This is a genomic window from Agrobacterium vaccinii (genome assembly GCF_021310995.1).
Lineage (GTDB): Bacteria > Pseudomonadota > Alphaproteobacteria > Rhizobiales > Rhizobiaceae > Agrobacterium > Agrobacterium vaccinii.
The window spans coordinates 1,636,779-1,654,374 of sequence record NZ_CP054150.1 but is presented as its reverse complement, the minus strand read 5'-3'; the positions used below and the strand labels follow the sequence as shown (position 1 = coordinate 1,654,374).

The following is a 17,596-nucleotide window of genomic DNA, read 5'->3' as shown; positions in this document are numbered from 1 at the left end:
ATCCATTCTAAGTCGCAGGGACATTCACAGTGCAGGTCGGTATCGACATGGGAACCTTATCGGGCGGGCAGGCGGCCAAGCTCGATATCGAAGAATTGCTTGCCACGCGTTTGCTGGTGCAGGGCAATTCCGGTTCCGGCAAATCGCATCTGCTGCGCCGTCTTCTGGAGCAGTCTGCGCCATGGGTGCAGCAGGTCATCATCGATCCCGAGGGCGATTTCGTTACGCTGGCCGATAAATTCGGCCATGTGGTAGTGGATGGTGAGCGCACCGAAGGCGAGCTTGCGGGCATCTCCAACCGCATCCGGCAGCACCGCGTTTCCTGCGTTCTCACGCTGGAAGGCCTCGACATCGAGCAGCAGATGCGCGCTGCCGCGGCCTTCCTTAATGGCCTTTTCGATGCCGACCGCGAATTCTGGTATCCGGTTCTCGTCGTGGTGGACGAAGCGCAGATGTTTGCGCCGTCCGTTGCCGGTGAGGTAACGGAAGATGCGCGCAAGATGTCGCTGGGCGCGATGACCAACCTGATGTGCCGTGGTAGAAAGCGCGGTCTGGCAGGCGTTATCGCCACGCAGCGTCTGGCAAAGCTTGCCAAGAACGTCGCCGCCGAGGCCTCCAACTTCCTGATGGGTCGTACCTTTCTGGATATCGATATGGCGCGCGCTGCCGATTTGCTCGGCATGGACCGTCGTCAGGCGGAAATGTTTCGCGATTTGCAGCGCGGCAATTTCGTGGCGCTTGGCCCGGCCCTGTCGCGTCGTCCGCTGCCCATCGTCATCGGAAATGTAGAGACGTCTGCACGGTCCTCTTCGCCGAAGCTGATGCCATTGCCGGATTCGCCGCAGGACGTCGAAGACTTGATCTTCACGCCCGACCCGGAAGAATTCACGCGCTCTCCCGTGCGCCGCACACCACCAGCACCGCGCCCGACGACCGATATTCTGGCTGAGCTTTCACGTTCCACCCCGGCGATAGGCGGGCCGGAACTGCAGCAACCACAGCGCAGCAGCCAGCCGGATATGACGCCGGAAGAGCGGACGGAGAAGATTTCGGCCGTTCTGACCGAAATCATGGAAGACCCGCAATCGGCCTATCGCACGGATGCCGTCCTTTATCAGGAGTTTCTGGTGCGCGCCCGAATGCGCCGAATTCCCGGGACCCCCATGGCGCTTTCGGAGTTCCGCCGACAGGTGGCCATTACCCGCTCCGGCGTGGATGTGGAGATGGCTGCCAGCGAGGACTGGCAGAAGGCGCTGGAGCTTTCAAAGAATGTCTCGGATGATTTGCAGGGCGTGTTCCTTCTGCTAGTCAGGGCGGCGTTGGCGCAAGAGCCATGCCCTTCGGACGCCCGCATTGCTCGCGCTTACGGTACGCACTCCGCGCGCCGCGCTCGTATGCTGCTCGGTTATTTCGAGGAGAAGGAACTTGTCGTCGTCCACGCGGATTTTTCCGGCAAGCGTATCGTGGCGTTTCCTGATCTCGACGCAAAAACCGCACCGGGTGATGCTGATGCGGCTGAGGATATCGCGAAGTTCGCGGCTGAGTAGGCTCATTTTAGTCTGAGGGATGCTCCAGATGCGAACAGCATGGGGACGGGTGCAAGCAAATCTTTAACGCTATCTTTGATTGTATTAATTTATATTACTACCTTAAATTGACTCCCGGTGCCTGAGATGGAACAACCAGAGGCGGCAAGAGAGAAGCATTCTTGCTGTTCAAAAGTGGAAACCATTTGAGGAGAATGAGCTATGTCTGCTGCTCGTAGCACGATCTGGACGATTACCAACGCCACCGATTCCGATTGGTCGTTGACATCTTCAACTCTCAATCACGGTGTGTGGGCATCCAACCCGCCACAGACGATCAAGGCGGGAGCAACCGCGTCTCTGACGGCTGAATCCAACGGTCTCGCGACAGGCGATGAAGGCACCGTTGTTTACTCCTTCAGCGGCGGGTCAGTCAGTTTCTATTTCGATAACCCGTTTTTGGGTTCCGATGATTACAAGGCGACGGTTCCGCCGGGTTATGACCAGACAAGCAACCAACAGACCGGCAACACGCAGGTTCTGACGACTCGCGTCTTCAAGACCAGCTAAAAATGGAACGGGCGCGGTTTTTACCGCGCCCGCGTCAGCATCTCGTTTCGGTTTAACCTTACTCGATCGCCTTCTTTTCATTACGGGTCGCCAGCAGCGAGCCCACAACGCCTGTCACGAGGATCGCGACGGTTACGCCCAGCGACAGGGCAGGCGGGATCTTGGCGATGCCCAGCATGTCGGCCACGAAGATTTTCGAGCCGACGAAGACCAGAACCGCAGCCAGCGCGTATTTGAGATACGCAAAGCGGTGGATCAAGGCGGCCAGTGCGAAGTAGAGGGCACGCAGGCCAAGGATCGCGAAGATGTTCGACGTGTAGACGATGAACGGGTCTGTCGTGATCGCGAAGATCGCCGGAATCGAATCAACTGCGAAGATGAGGTCGGCGATTTCAACCATGATCAGCGCGAGGAAGAGCGGCGTGACGAAGGTATTCAGCTTGCCCGTCTTTGCGTCGACTTCCTTGACGATGAATTTTTCGCCGTGCAGCGCATTGGTCACCGGCAGGTGACGGCGCATGAACTTCAATATCTTGTTGTTGCCGATATCGTTTTCATCATGGTCCGACGAAAACAGCATCTTGAGACCGGTAAAGACCAGAAACCCTGCGAAGATATAGAGAACCCAGTGAAAGTTATCGACGATGGCTGCACCCGCAGCAATCATGATACCACGCAGAACGATCACGCCCAGAATACCCCACAGCAGCACGCGGTGCTGGTACTGGCGGGGAATGGCGAAGTAGGAGAAGATCATGGCGATGATGAAGATATTGTCCATCGCCAGGCTTTTTTCGACCACGAAACCGGTGACGTATTCCATCGCCGATTGCTGACCGGACTGGTACCAGATCCAGCCGCCGAAGGCCAAGCCGATGACGATGTAGAAACCGGACATCAGCAGGCTTTCGCGAATGCCGATTTCTTTGGAGTTCTTGTGCAACACGCCCAGATCGAGAGCGAGCAGGCCTAATACGAGAGAAATGAAGACGCCCCACATCCATGTGGGCGTGCCGAGAAAATCAGAGAAGAGGAAGTCCATCAGTCAACCTTTGGCCGGACGAGGTTGGCTTTACGGATGGGGAACGTGTGATAGACATAGACGTGGCCCCAACCTTAAGAAACTCGACATCGCGTATTGTCCGGTAATACGCCAGAGGGGCCCGAGTTCTGATCACGACGATGAAATAATGTGGCGAAATCCTGTTTCAAGAGGATCGCCAAACTTTTTTCTCGTTGACAATTTTATGAAGGCCTCCTAGAAGCCGCACAACACCGGGCAGCAATGCTCGGTGTTATCTGTTGATTGCCTTGCAGCTTCTATGTTGTCGTTCGGCAATCGACATCACTGACATGTCCCGTGGCTTCTCCGTACGCAAATGTGAGAAACCTGTCAGAGGTTCTCAACAGAACCTCAGAGGAGGGCGTGTTTCCTTGATGCGGTTTGGCAATAAACCGGTGTAACGTTCTGAAAGGAAATACGATGAGCAAGCGCGAATCGTCTAAGTATAAAATTGACCGCCGCATGGGCGAAAACATCTGGGGTCGTCCTAAGTCTCCAGTAAACCGCCGCGAATACGGCCCAGGTCAGCACGGCCAGCGCCGCAAGGGCAAGATGAGCGACTTCGGCACGCAGCTGCGCGCCAAGCAGAAGCTCAAGGGTTACTATGGTGAAATCCGCGAGAAGCAGTTCCGCGCAACTTACGACGAAGCAAACCGTCGCAAGGGTGACACCTCCGAGAACCTGATCGGCCTGCTCGAGTCCCGTCTGGACGCGATCGTATACCGCGCAAAGTTCGTACCGACTGTTTTCGCTGCTCGCCAGTTCGTAAACCATGGCCACGTCACGGTTAACGGCGTTCGCGTCAACATCGGTTCTTACCGTTGCAAGGTCGGCGACGTTATCGAAGTTCGCCAGAAGTCCAAGCAGCTCGTAACCGTTCTGGAAGCTGTTGCTCTCGCAGAGCGCGACGTTCCTGATTACATCGAAGTCGATCACAACAAGATGGTTGCGACATTTGCTCGCGTTCCAGCTCTGTCTGACGTTCCATACCCAGTCGTCATGGAACCACACCTCGTGGTCGAATTCTACTCGCGTTAATCTGCCTGTAGCACCAATTGAAAAGCCGCCTTTCGGGGCGGCTTTTTTGTTGGGCGGTTTTCCGTCTTTTACCTGCATAACTTGGCGTCATCCTAGGGCTTGTCCCTAGGATCTAACCACGTTAAATGTTGGGGTTCATTAGATCCTAGGGACAAGCCCTAGGATGACGGACGGGAGGTTCGCGGTATTCCAACCTTATCAGGCCGCAGCCACCCGCTTGGCAATCAACCGCTCGATCAATGCCGCATCCAACTCATCATAGCTATCAATCACCACATCCGGTCCAAGCTCGGCCATCGGCACATCCGTATAGCCGAAGGTCACGCCGACCGAGGCGATGTTGGCGTTCTTGGCGGAGGCGATGTCGTTGAAGCTGTCGCCGACCATCACGCTACTTGCAGCATCGCCGCCCGCCTTTTCGATGGTGCCCGTGATATGGCGGGCGTCCGGTTTGCGCCACTCGAAGGTGTCGCCACAGGTCGTCGCGGCGAAGTAATGGCTGAGGCCAAGTTTCTCCAGCAGCGGAATTGCAAGAGCGGTTGTCTTGTTCGTGCAGACAGCCAGCGTGAAACCCGCTGCGGCCAGTCTGTCGAGCGCTGAGACGATGCCAGGGTAGGGTACACTCTGCCCGGGCATTTTTTCAAGATAATAGGACAGGAAGCGCTCATAGAGAGGCTCCAGCTCGGCGTCGGAAAGCTCTTTGTTACGTAGGGCAAAGGCCCGCTTGATCATAACGCGTGCGCCGTGACCAACGAGGTGTTTGAGGTCACCGTAGGTCGTGGGTGCGAGACCGGCTGCGGCAATGGCGTAATTCAGGCTGTCGATCAGGTCGTGGGCGGTGTCGACCAATGTGCCGTCGAGATCGAAGATGACAAGGGGAGTAGTCAAGGAATGCCTCATGAATAACTGTCTATTTTCGGCAAGGCTAAGCAATGGCGCGGGCTTTTGCAACGAAACCTTTGGATCGTCATGGGTTGTGATCTGAAAGGGCTTTCGTTTGCTATTCTTCCCGTGTAAACACCACGCCAACGTTCTGGCCCTTTGAAAGGGCAGGGCGTGGACAGTCTAAACCGACCCGGAGTTTGCAGCCGAATGGATGCCCGCCAAATGAAGATCAAGGCCGCAGAAGCGGCGTTGTCCTACGTCGAAGACGGAATGCGTCTCGGTATTGGTACGGGCTCCACGGCAGAAGAATTCGTCAGGCTTCTGGCGGAAAAAGTCTCCAATGGCCTCAACGTTCAGGGCGTCCCCACATCGGAGCGCACCGCGCGTCTGTGCGTCGAACTCGGCGTTCCCTTGAAGTCGCTGGATGAACTGCCCGAGCTTGATCTGACCATCGATGGTGCTGACGAAGTCGATCACGGCCTGCGTTTGATCAAGGGTGGCGGCGGCGCGTTGCTGCGTGAGAAAATCGTGGCTGCGGCCTCATCTCGCGTCATCGTGATCGCCGATCAGACCAAGGTCGTGGACACGCTGGGAGCGTTTCCACTGCCCATCGAAATCAATATTTTCGGCCAGGTCGCAACCTGCATCGCCATTGAAAAACTGGCGTCCAGGCTTGGTCTTTCGGGCGAATTGAAGCTGCGCGCGTTGGAGGACGGACCCTTCAAAACCGACGGCGGACACCTCATTTTCGACGCATCTTTTGGCCGTATTCCTGATGCAGAAGCACTGGCACGCGAGCTGAACACCATACCGGGTGTTGTCGAGCACGGACTTTTCATTAATCTGGCATCGCTTGCTATTATCGCCGGGCCGGATGGCGCCCGCGTAATGCAGGCGAAACTATAACAGGAGCGAGAGATTTCATGATCAAACTTGCGGGACTGGGCAAAGCTGCCGCTGCTTCTATCCTCATTTCAGGCGTCATCTTCGGCACTGCCGTTCGCGCACAGGAAATCACGGAAGAGCATATTGCCGCTGCAAAGCAGGCCATTGGCACTCTCGGCGTTACCGACCGTTTTGACGACATTCTGCCGGGTCTTGCAGAGCGACTGAAGGCCGAGCTTATTCAGGCTTCACCAAACGTGCAGGACGCCATCACCGAGACGGTCGATAACAAGGCGCTGGAACTTGCACCACGTCGCGCCGATCTGGAACGTGAAGCCGCGCTCACCTACGCGCGCGCATTTTCGCTCGACGAGCTGAAGGCCATCTCCACGTTTTACGGCAGCGAAGCTGGCAAGAAACTGTTGAAGGACGGCCCAATCGCCACGCGTGAACTGATGAAGGCTGCCGATATCTGGGCGGCTGGCATTAACCGTGACCTCAACACATCCAGCATGACGGAACTGCAGAAGGTTGCCGGTGCAGACCTGCAGCCACTGCCTGCAAACAGCGCCAACACAGGTGGCGCACCGGGCGCAGCAGCGCCGACCACTGCTGCACCAGCGGCTAAGCCCAAGCCTTAATCGTCTGAGCGAGATTCAGAATTTTTCAAAGCCCGGATATCAGTCCGGGCTTTTCATTTATGTGGTGCGCCACCTATATGAGTGCATCAGGGATGGCTGCGACCGTCCTTCCTATCAGAGGCTCTTCCATGACAACTTACGACTACGACCTTTTCGTTATCGGCGGCGGCTCCGGCGGTGTGCGCAGCGCCCGTGTGGCAGCGTCGCTGGGCAAGCGTGTCGGCATTGCGGAAGAGTACCGCTATGGCGGAACCTGCGTCATAAGAGGTTGCGTGCCGAAGAAGCTGTTCGTCTACGCCTCGCAATTTCCTGAGCATTTTGAAGATGCCGCAGGCTACGGCTGGACGGTGGGCGAGAGCACCTTCGACTGGAAAAAGCTGATTGCCGCCAAGGACAAGGAAATTGATCGCCTCGAGGGCCTCTATCGCAAGGGTCTGGAAAACGCCAAGGCCGACATTTTCGACAGCCGTGCCGAACTGGTGGATGCTCATACAGTAAAGCTGACGAAGTCAGGACAGACGGTAACGGCGGCGCGCATAGTGATTGCAGTGGGTGGCACACCCAACCCGCACGTGTCCTTACCCGGCTATGAATTGGCGATTTCGTCCAATGAAGCGTTTCATCTGAATGCCTTGCCGAAATCCATTCTGATTGCGGGCGGCGGTTACATCGCGGTGGAATTTGCCAATATCTTCCATGGTCTTGGCGTGGAAACGACGCTGATCTATCGCGGCAAGCAAATTCTGAATGGCTTCGATAACGATATGCGGGAAGGCCTGCATGCGGCGATGACCGAAAAAGGCATTCGCATCATTCTGGAAGACGTGATCCATGAGATCAGCAAGGACGGCGACGACGGTTTCGTGGCGCGCACTAAGCAGGGCGAGTCGCTGCATGTCGGGCTGGTGATGCTGGCGCTGGGCCGCGATCCCAACACGCAAGGCCTTGGTCTGGAAAATGCCGGTGTGGCAGTCAACGAAAAGGGTGCAATCATCGTGGACGAGTATTCGCGCACCAATGTGCCGGGTATCTTCGCATTGGGCGATGTCACCGACCGGGTACAGCTGACGCCAGTCGCCATTCATGAAGCTATGTGCTTCATCGAAACCGAGTTCAAGAACAATCCGACGAAGCCCGATCACCACCTGATCGCAACGGCGGTTTTCTCCCAGCCGGAAATCGGCACGGTCGGTATTTCCGAGGAGGAGGCGGCTTCCAAATTCGAGGAGATCGAGGTCTACCGCGCGCAGTTCCGCCCGATGAAAGCCACGCTTTCCGGTCGTACGGAAAAGACCATCATGAAACTGATCGTCAACGCCGCAGACCGAAAGGTCGTCGGCGCGCATATTCTTGGCCATGAGGCCGGTGAAATGGCGCAACTTCTGGGTATCACGCTGAAGGCCGGATGCACCAAGGACGATTTCGATGCGACCATGGCCGTTCACCCGACCGCTGCGGAAGAACTGGTGACCATGTACACGCCGAGCTACCGCATCAAAAACGGCCAGCGCGTGTAATTGCCCGTGCAGTGGCGGAGAAATTAAATCGTTTAGATTCTCTTTTCTTCGCTTTAACGGCACAAAAACGGCTGAAACGCCTAGGCTCCATAAGGATCGGCTTTGCAAAGCCTGTCCTTGAAGCTATAAGCCGCGCAACTTTCGAGATCGCCGCTCAAGACGGAGTTGGCGTGGAAACCAGGTGAAAAACATGGCACAGAATTGGACACCCGGTAGCTGGAGACACAAGCCGGTCCAGCAGGTTCCAGACTACCCAGATATGGCTGCTCTGGCGGCCACGGAAGCGACGCTGGCGACCTATCCGCCGCTGGTGTTTGCCGGTGAAGCGCGCCGCTTGAAAAAGCAGCTTGCCAATGTGGCGGAAGGCGAAGCCTTCCTGCTACAGGGTGGCGACTGTGCAGAAAGCTTTCTGGAACATGGCGCGGACAATATTCGCGACTTTTTCCGTGCCTTCCTGCAAATGGCCGTCGTTCTGACCTATGGCGCACAGCTTCCTGTCGTGAAGGTTGGCCGTATTGCCGGTCAGTTCGCCAAGCCGCGTTCTTCGAACATCGAGTCGCAGAACGGTGTCGAGCTGCCGTCTTACCGCGGTGACATTATCAACGGTATCGAGTTCAATGAAGGCGCGCGCATTCCCAACCCGGAGCGTCAGCTCGACGCTTACCGCCAGTCGGCTGCGACGCTCAACCTGCTACGCGCCTTTGCCATGGGTGGCTATGCCAACCTTGAAAACGTGCACCAGTGGATGCTCGGCTTCGTGAAGGACAGCCCGCAGGCGGATCGTTACCGCAAGCTGGCCAACCGTATCTCTGAAACGATGGACTTCATGAAGGCCATCGGTATTACGTCGGAAAACCAGCCAAGCCTGCGCGAAACGGACTTCTTCACCAGTCACGAAGCGCTGTTGCTCGGCTATGAAGAAGCGCTGACCCGTATCGATTCGACCTCCGGTGACTGGTACGCCACCTCGGGCCACATGCTGTGGATCGGCGACCGTACGCGTCAGTTGGACCATGCCCATGTGGAATATTTCCGTGGCATCAAGAACCCGATCGGTTTGAAGTGCGGCCCGTCCTTGCAGCCCGACAATCTGATCGAGCTGATCGATGCGCTGAACCCAACCAACGAGGCCGGTCGCCTGACGCTGATCTGCCGCTTCGGTCACGACAAGGTCGCCGAAAGCCTGCCGAAGCTGATCCGTGCAGTTCAGAAGGAAGGCCGCAAGGTCGTGTGGTCCTGCGATCCGATGCATGGCAACACGATCACGCTCAACCACTACAAGACGCGTCCATTCGAGCGCATTCTGTCGGAAGTCGAAAGCTTCTTCCAGATCCACCGCGCCGAAGGCACGCATCCGGGCGGCATCCACATCGAAATGACCGGCAAGGACGTGACAGAATGCACCGGCGGTGCGCGCACCGTGACAGCCGACTCGCTGTCCGACCGTTACCACACCCATTGCGACCCACGTCTCAATGCCGATCAGGCATTGGAACTCGCGTTCCTGCTGTCTGAGCGCATGAAGACCGGTCGCGACGAGAAGCGTCTGGCCGTCGTTAACGGCTGATCGGGTTTGAGAGACATGCAAAAGCCGCCGGAGCGATCCGGCGGCTTTTTTGTTGTGGTAATGTCTTCACTGCACCAGCGCGGGGTGGGCGCACCGGGCATCGGTGACGCGTACATCGGCTTCACCGATCTTGATGCCGAGCAGCATCAGCGTGTTGTAGAGGAGCGCATCGATCGGCACCGTGGCAACGGAGAGTGTTTCGGCGAGAGCAGCCTGAACCAGCGTCGGCGAGCCGATGGTGAGGAACAGGACGTTGATATCGACGTCGAGATTCTTCAGCAGCGATTTCACCAGGGATGTCGTTGCGTCCTTGGTGGACACGCTTTTCACCGTTGCCTGGGTGATGTCGGATTGCTGGAAAGTCAGCTTCGTCTTCGTCATGTTGGCGGCATCGACATGGGCCATGCCGTTAATCTTGAGCACCAGTGCATCGACGATGGCGGCCTTGGTCACGCGAGGGTCACGCCCGAAATTGTTGAAGGCGGTGGTATCGACATTACCAAGCGATATCTCGGCAATGCCCGGCACCACGTCTACATCCACAGCCGCCGTGCCGTTTGCCGAGCATTTGATGTCGGTGAGTTTGGCCTCTGCATTGGCCACTTCCACATAGAGCGGAACATTGACCGAGAGGCCGAGCAGAGCCTTCAGGCCGTCTACCTTCGTATCGATGGAAAGCCGCGTCTGCGACGTTCTGACGATGCTGCCGGTTGAGCCAAGGGCGAGGGATGGTGTGCCGACGGGTGGTTCGCCGATGGCAAGGGTGATCTTGGTGGAGGCAAGTCCCGGCACGGTGACACCGGCGTCGAGAGACAGTTGCTTGCCGCCGTTTGCTGCGGTCGCCGCAGCCGTGATGAGATCGAAGATGCCTGCCTGTAAATTGAGGTTCTCGGCATTGCCGATCTGTTTGTCGAGAACGGGCTCCAGCGCCAGCACCTGCTCCAGCCGCAGCTTGACGGTGCTCTTGTTGAGAGCCTTTTCCAGCGATTTCAGCGCAGCCGTGACTGTTGGCCGCGTGCCGGTGGCCTTCAGCAGGGCGCTGACGAATTTGCCGTAGGTAATCTCGGTCTTCAGCACATCGCGATAGGTCCCAGCCGTGAGGTTGAGATCAAGCGCCAGCGCATCGATGATTTTCAGGGCGTTCACATCGGCGGCGACCAGCGCCTGATAATCCACCAGATTGAGCGAGATGGTCGTGCCCAGCAGCCCGCCCAGAAGATTGTTCAGCAAGCCGTTGTTGAGGCTTGCGACACGTGATCCAACGGAGACCGCGGCGAGGCGCTGTGCTGCCGCCGTGCCGACAGCGGAGATCGTTGGCGCCGTGGTAAAGGTGCTGGCGAAATAGATATGGCCCTTTTCGTAAATATTGACCTTCACGGCATTGGGGGGCGTCGCGTTTTCCACGAAGCGCTTGCCGACGCCCACACTGGCATCCGGGACGTAGCGACCCTTGATCACCTCGGCATAGCCATCGCGGTTGGAGAACGCAGTTTTAGGATCGAAGGGTGTGGTGCCCGTTTCCGTCAATATGCCGGACGCCGTCTTCACGCCGATGTTCTTGTTGTTAAGCTGGAAATACTGAAAGACCGCGCGCTCCACATTGCTGGCAGAGGCTGCCGATATGGCGGCAAGATCTGCCGTATTCTGCAACTGGCGCTTTTGCACTGTCAGCGAGCCGTAATCGACACCCAGCGCCAACACGCCCATCATCAGCGGCGCGGTGATGCCAGCCATGATAGCGACGTTGCCGGAGCGGTCGCGCAGCATTCTGCCGATTTTCGAAACGGAATTCTGCATCTCAAATCCCCCCGATGCGAATGGTCGAGAAACGTCTGATGGTCTTGTCGGGAAGCGCGAAGCTGTAGAGGCTCCAGATCGGCAGGCCGGTGGCGTCATATTCGACTGTCACGGTAAACTGGTTGATGTTACCGGGGTCGCTACCGACGCTGACGTTCACATTCCTCTTGTCGAGGAAGATGTAGTTCAGCGCTGTCCGATCGACGAAGTCCTTCGCCAGAGTTTCCCGCTCGGTTTTGTTGATCCCGGCTACTGCCGTGCGGGCCGCATCTGCAGCCACCTGCTGCACGGCATAGGCCGCTGTCAGGTAGATGCCGTAGGCGATCATCGTTAAAAGCACGAGGATGAAGACCGGGGCGACGATGGCAAACTCCACCGCAGCGGAGCCAGAACGATTACGGAGAATTCCTGCCACCTGTTTCATGGCGCACCCCTGATCCGAAGTATTATTATTTTCGAATAGGCTAAAATATAGAGATTGATTTTTTATTAATTCACGGTTGTGCCAAATGCGCACAACGGGACGGCTGGGTGCATAAAACCTAGATCAGCCGCAGACCCTTAAAGCTGACATGCCCATCCTTGCCGATGATGATGTGATCGTGCACGGCGATCCCCAGCGGTTTGGCGGTGTCTATGATGGTCTTCGTCATCTCGATATCCGCGCGGGACGGTGTCGGGTCGCCGCTTGGATGGTTGTGGACGAGAATGATGGCGGTTGAAGAAAGCTCTAGCGCGCGGCGCACCACTTCACGCGGATAGACCGGCGTATGGTCCACCGTGCCTTGCCCCTGTACCTCATCGGCAATCAGCACGTTGCGCTTGTCGAGAAACAGAATGCGGAACTGCTCGCGCGCTTCATGGGCCATCACGGCATGGCAGTAGTCGATGACCGACGACCATGAGCCCAGCACCTGCTTGTTGCGGATTTCGCTTTTCAGCATGCGCTGGGAAACGGACGAGATGAGTTTCAGATCGAGTGCGACGGCTTCACCGACGCCCTTGACCTCCTGCAAAAGGGAGATGGGAGCGCCCATGACTCCGCCGAAGGTGCCGAATCGGGCGATCAGCGCCTTGGCAATCGGTTTCGTATCCCGCCTTGGAATGAGCCGGAACAGCAGAAGCTCCAGCAATTCGTAATCGGCAAGCGCCGCGTCGCCATTGTCGCGGTATTTGGTGCGGAGACGCTCGCGATGGCCGAGATAATGCGCCGCGTCGCTGTCCGGTGCGGGTGTCGGCTCCGCTTTCATCTTGCGGGGCGCCTGTCGTTGTTCTGCGAAAAAGCCGCGCTCATCAGGTGCTTCGGCAAGGCCGTCGCTGCCGCCATCCTCGGCGCTGAACAATGTCTTCTGATCGGCAGGGCCTTTGGCCATCGGCATCGTCTCGCGTGGTTTTCGTTACAGCGGTGGCAGACCGGGGCGGTGCAGGCCACCGGGCGAAAGCGTGAAGATTTCAAACCCCGTCGCCGTCACGCCCACCGCATGCTCATACTGCGCAGACAGCGAACGGTCGCGGGTTACAGCTGTCCAGCCATCGAACAGAACCTTCACATGAGGCTTGCCCAGATTGATCATCGGCTCGATGGTGAAAATCATGCCTTCACGAATTTCCGGCCCATCGCTTTCCTTGCCGTAGTGCAGGATGTTGGGCGTATCGTGAAACAGACGGCCCACGCCGTGGCCGCAGAAATCCGTGACGACGGAGCAGCGCTCGGATTCCGCATAGGCCTGAATGGCAGCGCCGATGGCGCCTGTGCGGGCACCCGGACGCACTGCCGCAATACCGCGCATCAGGCACTCATAGGTCACTTCCAGCAGCCGCTCGGACGCGCGCTTTATCTGACCTACCGGGTACATACGGCTCGAATCACCGTACCAACCATCCAGCACATAGGTGACGTCGATGTTGACGATATCGCCCTCACGCAAAGGTTTGTCATCGGGAATGCCATGACACACGACGTGGTTGATGGAGGTGCAGACGGACTTGGTGTAGCCGCGATAATTCAGCGTGGCGGGCAGGGCGTCGTTGTCCATGCCGAATTCGAACACGAAACGGTCGATGGCATTAGTCGTCACGCCGGGCTTGACGATATCGGCCAGCGCATCCAGGCAGCGCGCCGTCAGCTGGCTCGCCTTGTACATGCCCGCAAAGTCTTCCTGGTTATACAGGCGGATCACGCCCGTATTCTTCATGGGGGCCGTTGCCGCGTCGATGTAAGTAACCATTGTACCGCCTTCTGTGCTTTATGCTTTGTTTCATAATGCAGCAGGGTGCCAGTCGTCCATTGCAACCATCTCGTTTGCGCTAATTTCCAGTGAGGAGATGTGACATTTGATGGCATAGGCCTCAACACCGCGCTTCATCGCCCGCTGAAACGCCGAAAAATAGACCGGATCGAGGTCGTCGCAGATGCGCAACCGCTGGCAGTCGCTGCGCTGGATGAGGTAGAGCATCACCGCCCGGTAACCGGCCTCAGCTGCATCTCCCAACTCCTCCAGATGTTTTGCACCGCGCTTGGTCGGGCTGTCGGGAAATTCCGCCAGACCTTTTGCGCGGGTGAAATGCACATTCTTCACCTCCACATAGGCATCGGGCCTGCCGGGTGCAGAGAGCAGAAAATCGATGCGCGAATTGATGCCGTATTTCTGCTCGCGCTTCAGACCTGTATAGTCGGTGAGTTGCGGGATACGACCGTGGGTAATGGCTTCCTCAGCCAGCCTGTTGGGCATGCCGGTGTTGATGCCGACCACCGTTCCATCCGCTTCCACCAGTTCCAGCATATGGCGATATTTGCGGGTAGGGCTGTCATGCTGGGAAAGCCAGATGCGGGAACCCGGCGTGGTCAGTCCGCGCATCGAGCCGGTGTTGGGGCAAAAACCCGTCACCGCCGTGCCGTCCTCCAGAACCGCGTCGAACAAAAAACGTTTGTAGCGGGACACGAGCGTGGCGGGGATGAGCGGGGAATCAAACTGCATGGCGCAGTGTCGTGCCGGGCAATGGTTTATTCAAGCACATAGGTGCCTGGCGCATCGCAAAGCGGCGTCAGCACATCGCCGCCGGGCAGGCGGGCTGCCACTTTTCGGCTGTCTTGGTTGGCAATCCACCGCTGCCAGTGCGGCCACCAAGACCCCTTGTGAGCGCTCGCCGTCTGCTGCCACGCTTCGAAGTCACCTTCCGGTGATGCGCCGGTCCAGTATTGATACTTGTCCATCTCAGGCGGGTTGACCACGCCCGCGATGTGGCCTGATGCGCTGAGAACGAAGTCCACCGGCCCTCCGAAGAGGGCAGCTCCCGTGAAGACCGACTTGGCAGGCGCAATGTGATCTTCGCGCGTGGCTAGATCGAAGACTGGAATGGTGATGTCCTTGAGATCGAGCAGCTTGCCTGCCACCGGCATGCGCCCCTCGGCCAGATTGTTTTCCAGATAGCAATTGCGCAGATAAAACGAGTGGTTGGCCGCAGCTACACGGGTCGAATCGGAATTCCAGTAGAGCAGGTCGAAGGGTGGCGGCTGCGCGCCGCGCAGGTAATTGTCCACGACATAGGGCCAGATCAGGTCGGATGCGCGCAGCATGTTGAAGACGCTGGCCATGACGGCACCATCGAGATAGCCGACGGCCTTCATATGTGCGTCGAGCGCGGCCAACTGCTGTTCGTCTATGAACACTTTCAGGTCGCCCGCATGGGTGAAATCCGTCTGGGCGGCCAGCAGCGTGGCGGAGCGGATGCGCTTGTTCTTTTCCTGCGCATGCAGCGCCAGCGTAGAGGCCAGCAGCGTGCCGCCAATGCAGTATCCCACGGCGTTGATCTTCTTTTCACCCGTCGCCTGTTCGATGGCGTCGAGCGCGAAATCTATCCCTTCACGGGTGTAGCTTTCCCAGTTTTTCTCAGCATGGCGCGCATCGGGGTTGACCCATGAAATCATGAAAACCGTATGGCCCTGATCCACGCACCATTTGACGTAGGATTTGCGGGCATTGAGGTCGAGAATGTAAAATTTGTTGATCCAAGGCGGGATGATCAGCAGGGGCCGTTTCAACACCTTTTCGGTGGATGGTGCGTATTGGATGATCTCGCACAGGTCGCTGCGGGCGATGATCTTGCCGGGGGTGACGGCCACATTCTGGCCGATGACGAATTTGCTGTAATCGGTCTGGCGCAGCTTGATGTTGCCGTTGCCAGCGGCCATGTCCTCGGCCAGTTGGGCCATGCCCTTGACGAGGTTTGCACCGCTGGTCGCCACCGTCTCGCGAAAGACCTGCGGATTGGTGAAGGCGAAATTGGCGGGCGAAATCGCTTCCGTCACTTGGCGCATATAGAATCGGGCTTTCTGCCGCGTATGCTCGTCCAGCCCTTCGGCCTCGTTCACCATTCTGTCGGCCCAGCTTGCCGTGGCGAAATAGACTTTTTGCAAAAAGTCGAAAAACGGGTTTGCCTTCCAGTCGGCATCGGCGAAGCGCTTGTCCTTGCGCCCGGTGTCGGCGCTCTCCCGGGCGGCGGAAGGCTCGCCGGAAAGCTCGGACATGGACTTCTGCCAGATGTTGAAATAGCTCGACAGGAGATGTGTTTGCGCCTCGACGGAGCGCTGCGGCTCCGCCATCCAGTATTCCGCGACGTCGGACAGTGTCTTGAACAGATCGCTGGTGGGGCTGGCGGTGGATTGCGGAATGTCGCCGCGCTCTCGCGGGGCCAGCCATTCAGACGCTGCCTTGCCCAGATTTTCCAGTGCTCTTGCCACGTTCATGGCAAAGGCCTGGGGATCGCGCACGATATAGGCGTCGGCAGATTTGGGATCGAAGCCCGCAGGCTTTTCCTCCGTGTCGTCAACCCCGCCTTTCGTACCCTTCATCCATTGTCCTCCGGTGCATTTTTGTGTTTGCACATTCTGCATGAAAACGAATACAAGTTCCAGCAACACAGACGCCAGCGAAATGGCGTCCGGTCTGGGATACATTGGTATAGGCGGGATATCGAAATGGGCAAGCATGTGGATAGCATAAGAGCGGCAACCGTGCTGTCCGTCTGCGGCGTTCTTTTGCCGCTGGTTGTTTCCTGCAGAACCCTGCCGCCGGTGGTCGCCCCGGAAAACATGCCGCGCCCCACGGCGCAGGTGGTTGGTCCGCAGCGGGTCGATGCATCTCCCGTCTCCCAGAAGCGCGATACGGGCACCTATCCGACCTTTGCAAAGCCTATGACGGCCGCTCTGCCGCAGATGGAAAACGAAGAAGCCGGTACCATGGAAACCACCATGACCCGTCTTGGTGCCGCACGCCGCAAGGGCCAGATTTCAGAAGCTGAATACAAGCGCAAGGTTGCCGAACTGCGCGCGTTGTCCGAACAGCAGAAGCCTGTCGCGACACCGGCTGCTTCCCAGTAAATCAGCGTTGGAATGGATTTTGACGGGCTGTTAGCTGCTTGATCCGTTGATCGTTCCCTGGATCGCGTCAGCGGCTAAAGCCCTTCACATTCTGGCTCAACCCATCCTTCTTCAGAAACAGGAATGTTGGGTTATTCGCTTGCCAACGGTATAAACCTTTCCGCTGCGCACGTCGGCATTGAAAACGAGGTATCGTCGTTGTGGGCAAACCAGATCAAGGGATGTCTTGTGACATTCCAGAATATCCGTTTTTCGTTGGATATTGTCGCCCGAAACCACCGTGCGGTTTCGATCTATGGTTTGGTTGCACTTAAATCCATTTCGCGTGGCCATGACCCTGCTGGCTTCAAGCGTGGAGCCTACGGCATCTAACCTGCCAACATCGCTATTGTGAACAAATTCTGGGACCTTCGTTAGTCCACAACCGCTGATACTGAGGCATGCGGCCAATAGAATTAAATTACGAGACACGTTCTCTCCTCGATGACGTCTGGTCATTCACCCTTAACAACTCCCTACCCACATCCATCAACTCTTACGCTTGCCGACAAGACCCGGCTTACTGCGTTCCTTAAGCGGATGGATGCAACTCATGCGTTATACATATGTCCAGGGAGGCCACTGGCCGATATGCGCTGGGGAGCGTTGAAAATGAAATGCTTTTTCGCTTGTTTGATCGTTGCAACCGCGTTGTTTCACCCGGCTCAGGCCAAGGCACCGGCTGCCG

General features: G+C 57.4%; 17 protein-coding genes. 9 read left to right on the top strand and 8 right to left on the bottom strand.

Annotated features, from left to right (window positions below; all coding sequences use genetic code 11):
• Positions 1–29 precede the first annotated feature (29 nt).
• Together HRR99_RS08295 and HRR99_RS08290 are read left to right on the top strand one after the other, a co-directional pair.
• Positions 30–1,547, top strand: a complete 1,518-nt coding sequence (locus HRR99_RS08295) for a helicase HerA domain-containing protein (protein WP_233121124.1) — start codon at positions 30–32, stop codon at positions 1,545–1,547.
• Positions 1,548–1,748: 201 nt separating this feature from the next.
• Entirely contained in the window at positions 1,749–2,096 is a 348-nt protein-coding gene (locus HRR99_RS08290; protein WP_233121122.1) for a hypothetical protein, read from the top strand.
• A 58-nt stretch (positions 2,097–2,154) separates the two neighbouring features.
• On the opposite strand, the gene HRR99_RS08285 is transcribed toward HRR99_RS08290, so the two are convergent.
• Entirely contained in the window at positions 2,155–3,138 is a 984-nt protein-coding gene (locus HRR99_RS08285; RefSeq protein WP_233121121.1) for a TerC family protein, read from the bottom strand.
• A 441-nt stretch (positions 3,139–3,579) separates the two neighbouring features.
• Between HRR99_RS08285 and rpsD the strand changes: the two genes are divergently transcribed.
• Positions 3,580–4,197 carry a 30S ribosomal protein S4 gene (gene rpsD / locus HRR99_RS08280; RefSeq protein ID WP_111838204.1) on the top strand — a complete coding sequence of 206 codons (618 nt, stop codon included), beginning with the start codon at positions 3,580–3,582 and terminating at the stop codon, positions 4,195–4,197.
• Positions 4,198–4,395: 198 nt separating this feature from the next.
• On the opposite strand, the gene HRR99_RS08275 is transcribed toward rpsD, so the two are convergent.
• A complete protein-coding gene (locus HRR99_RS08275; RefSeq protein ID WP_422387256.1) occupies positions 4,396–5,085 on the bottom strand; it encodes an HAD family hydrolase in 690 nt (229 codons plus the stop codon).
• A gap of 204 nt (positions 5,086–5,289) precedes the next feature.
• Here HRR99_RS08275 and rpiA point away from each other — a divergent pair, with 204 nt between their 5' ends.
• The 4 genes from rpiA to HRR99_RS08255 all read left to right on the top strand — a co-directional run bounded on the left by rpiA (position 5,290) and on the right by HRR99_RS08255 (position 9,692).
• Complete coding sequence (gene rpiA / locus HRR99_RS08270; protein ID WP_233121118.1) at positions 5,290–5,988, top strand: ribose-5-phosphate isomerase RpiA; 699 nt, start codon at positions 5,290–5,292, stop codon at positions 5,986–5,988.
• A 17-nt stretch (positions 5,989–6,005) separates the two neighbouring features.
• Positions 6,006–6,608 carry a DUF2059 domain-containing protein gene (locus HRR99_RS08265; protein WP_233121116.1) on the top strand — a complete coding sequence of 201 codons (603 nt, stop codon included), beginning with the start codon at positions 6,006–6,008 and terminating at the stop codon, positions 6,606–6,608.
• A gap of 128 nt (positions 6,609–6,736) precedes the next feature.
• Positions 6,737–8,125, top strand: a complete 1,389-nt coding sequence (gene gor / locus HRR99_RS08260; protein WP_233121114.1) for a glutathione-disulfide reductase — start codon at positions 6,737–6,739, stop codon at positions 8,123–8,125.
• Between the two features lie 190 nt (positions 8,126–8,315).
• On the top strand, positions 8,316–9,692 hold the full coding sequence (locus tag HRR99_RS08255) for a class II 3-deoxy-7-phosphoheptulonate synthase (RefSeq protein WP_233121113.1): 1,377 nt from the start codon (positions 8,316–8,318) through the stop codon (positions 9,690–9,692).
• Positions 9,693–9,758: 66 nt separating this feature from the next.
• Here the strand turns inward: HRR99_RS08255 and HRR99_RS08250 are convergent, their stop codons facing one another.
• The 6 genes from HRR99_RS08250 to HRR99_RS08225 all read right to left on the bottom strand — a co-directional run bounded on the left by HRR99_RS08250 (position 9,759) and on the right by HRR99_RS08225 (position 16,341).
• Positions 9,759–11,489, bottom strand: coding sequence for a pilus assembly protein TadG-related protein (locus HRR99_RS08250; RefSeq protein ID WP_233121111.1), 1,731 nt, complete (start codon positions 11,487–11,489; stop codon positions 9,759–9,761).
• A gap of 1 nt (position 11,490) precedes the next feature.
• Positions 11,491–11,913, bottom strand: a complete 423-nt coding sequence (locus HRR99_RS08245; RefSeq protein ID WP_233121110.1) for a TadE family protein — start codon at positions 11,911–11,913, stop codon at positions 11,491–11,493.
• A gap of 118 nt (positions 11,914–12,031) precedes the next feature.
• Entirely contained in the window at positions 12,032–12,862 is an 831-nt protein-coding gene (gene radC / locus HRR99_RS08240; RefSeq protein ID WP_233121108.1) for a RadC family protein, read from the bottom strand.
• 24 nt (positions 12,863–12,886) lie between these two features.
• Positions 12,887–13,717, bottom strand: a complete 831-nt coding sequence (gene map, locus HRR99_RS08235; protein WP_233121107.1) for a type I methionyl aminopeptidase — start codon at positions 13,715–13,717, stop codon at positions 12,887–12,889.
• 30 nt (positions 13,718–13,747) lie between these two features.
• Positions 13,748–14,467, bottom strand: a complete 720-nt coding sequence (gene sfsA, locus HRR99_RS08230) for a DNA/RNA nuclease SfsA (RefSeq protein WP_233121105.1) — start codon at positions 14,465–14,467, stop codon at positions 13,748–13,750.
• A gap of 26 nt (positions 14,468–14,493) precedes the next feature.
• The gene (locus tag HRR99_RS08225; RefSeq protein ID WP_233121103.1) at positions 14,494–16,341 is read right to left on the bottom strand and encodes a PHA/PHB synthase family protein; all 1,848 of its coding nucleotides are present in this window, start codon (positions 16,339–16,341) and stop codon (positions 14,494–14,496) included.
• 126 nt (positions 16,342–16,467) lie between these two features.
• On the opposite strand from HRR99_RS08225, the gene HRR99_RS08220 reads away from it, so the two are divergent.
• Both HRR99_RS08220 and HRR99_RS08215 read left to right on the top strand, forming a co-directional pair.
• Entirely contained in the window at positions 16,468–16,869 is a 402-nt protein-coding gene (locus HRR99_RS08220; protein WP_233121102.1) for a hypothetical protein, read from the top strand.
• A gap of 123 nt (positions 16,870–16,992) precedes the next feature.
• Complete coding sequence (locus HRR99_RS08215; protein ID WP_233121100.1) at positions 16,993–17,241, top strand: hypothetical protein; 249 nt, start codon at positions 16,993–16,995, stop codon at positions 17,239–17,241.
• The last annotated feature ends 355 nt before the right edge of the window (positions 17,242–17,596 follow it).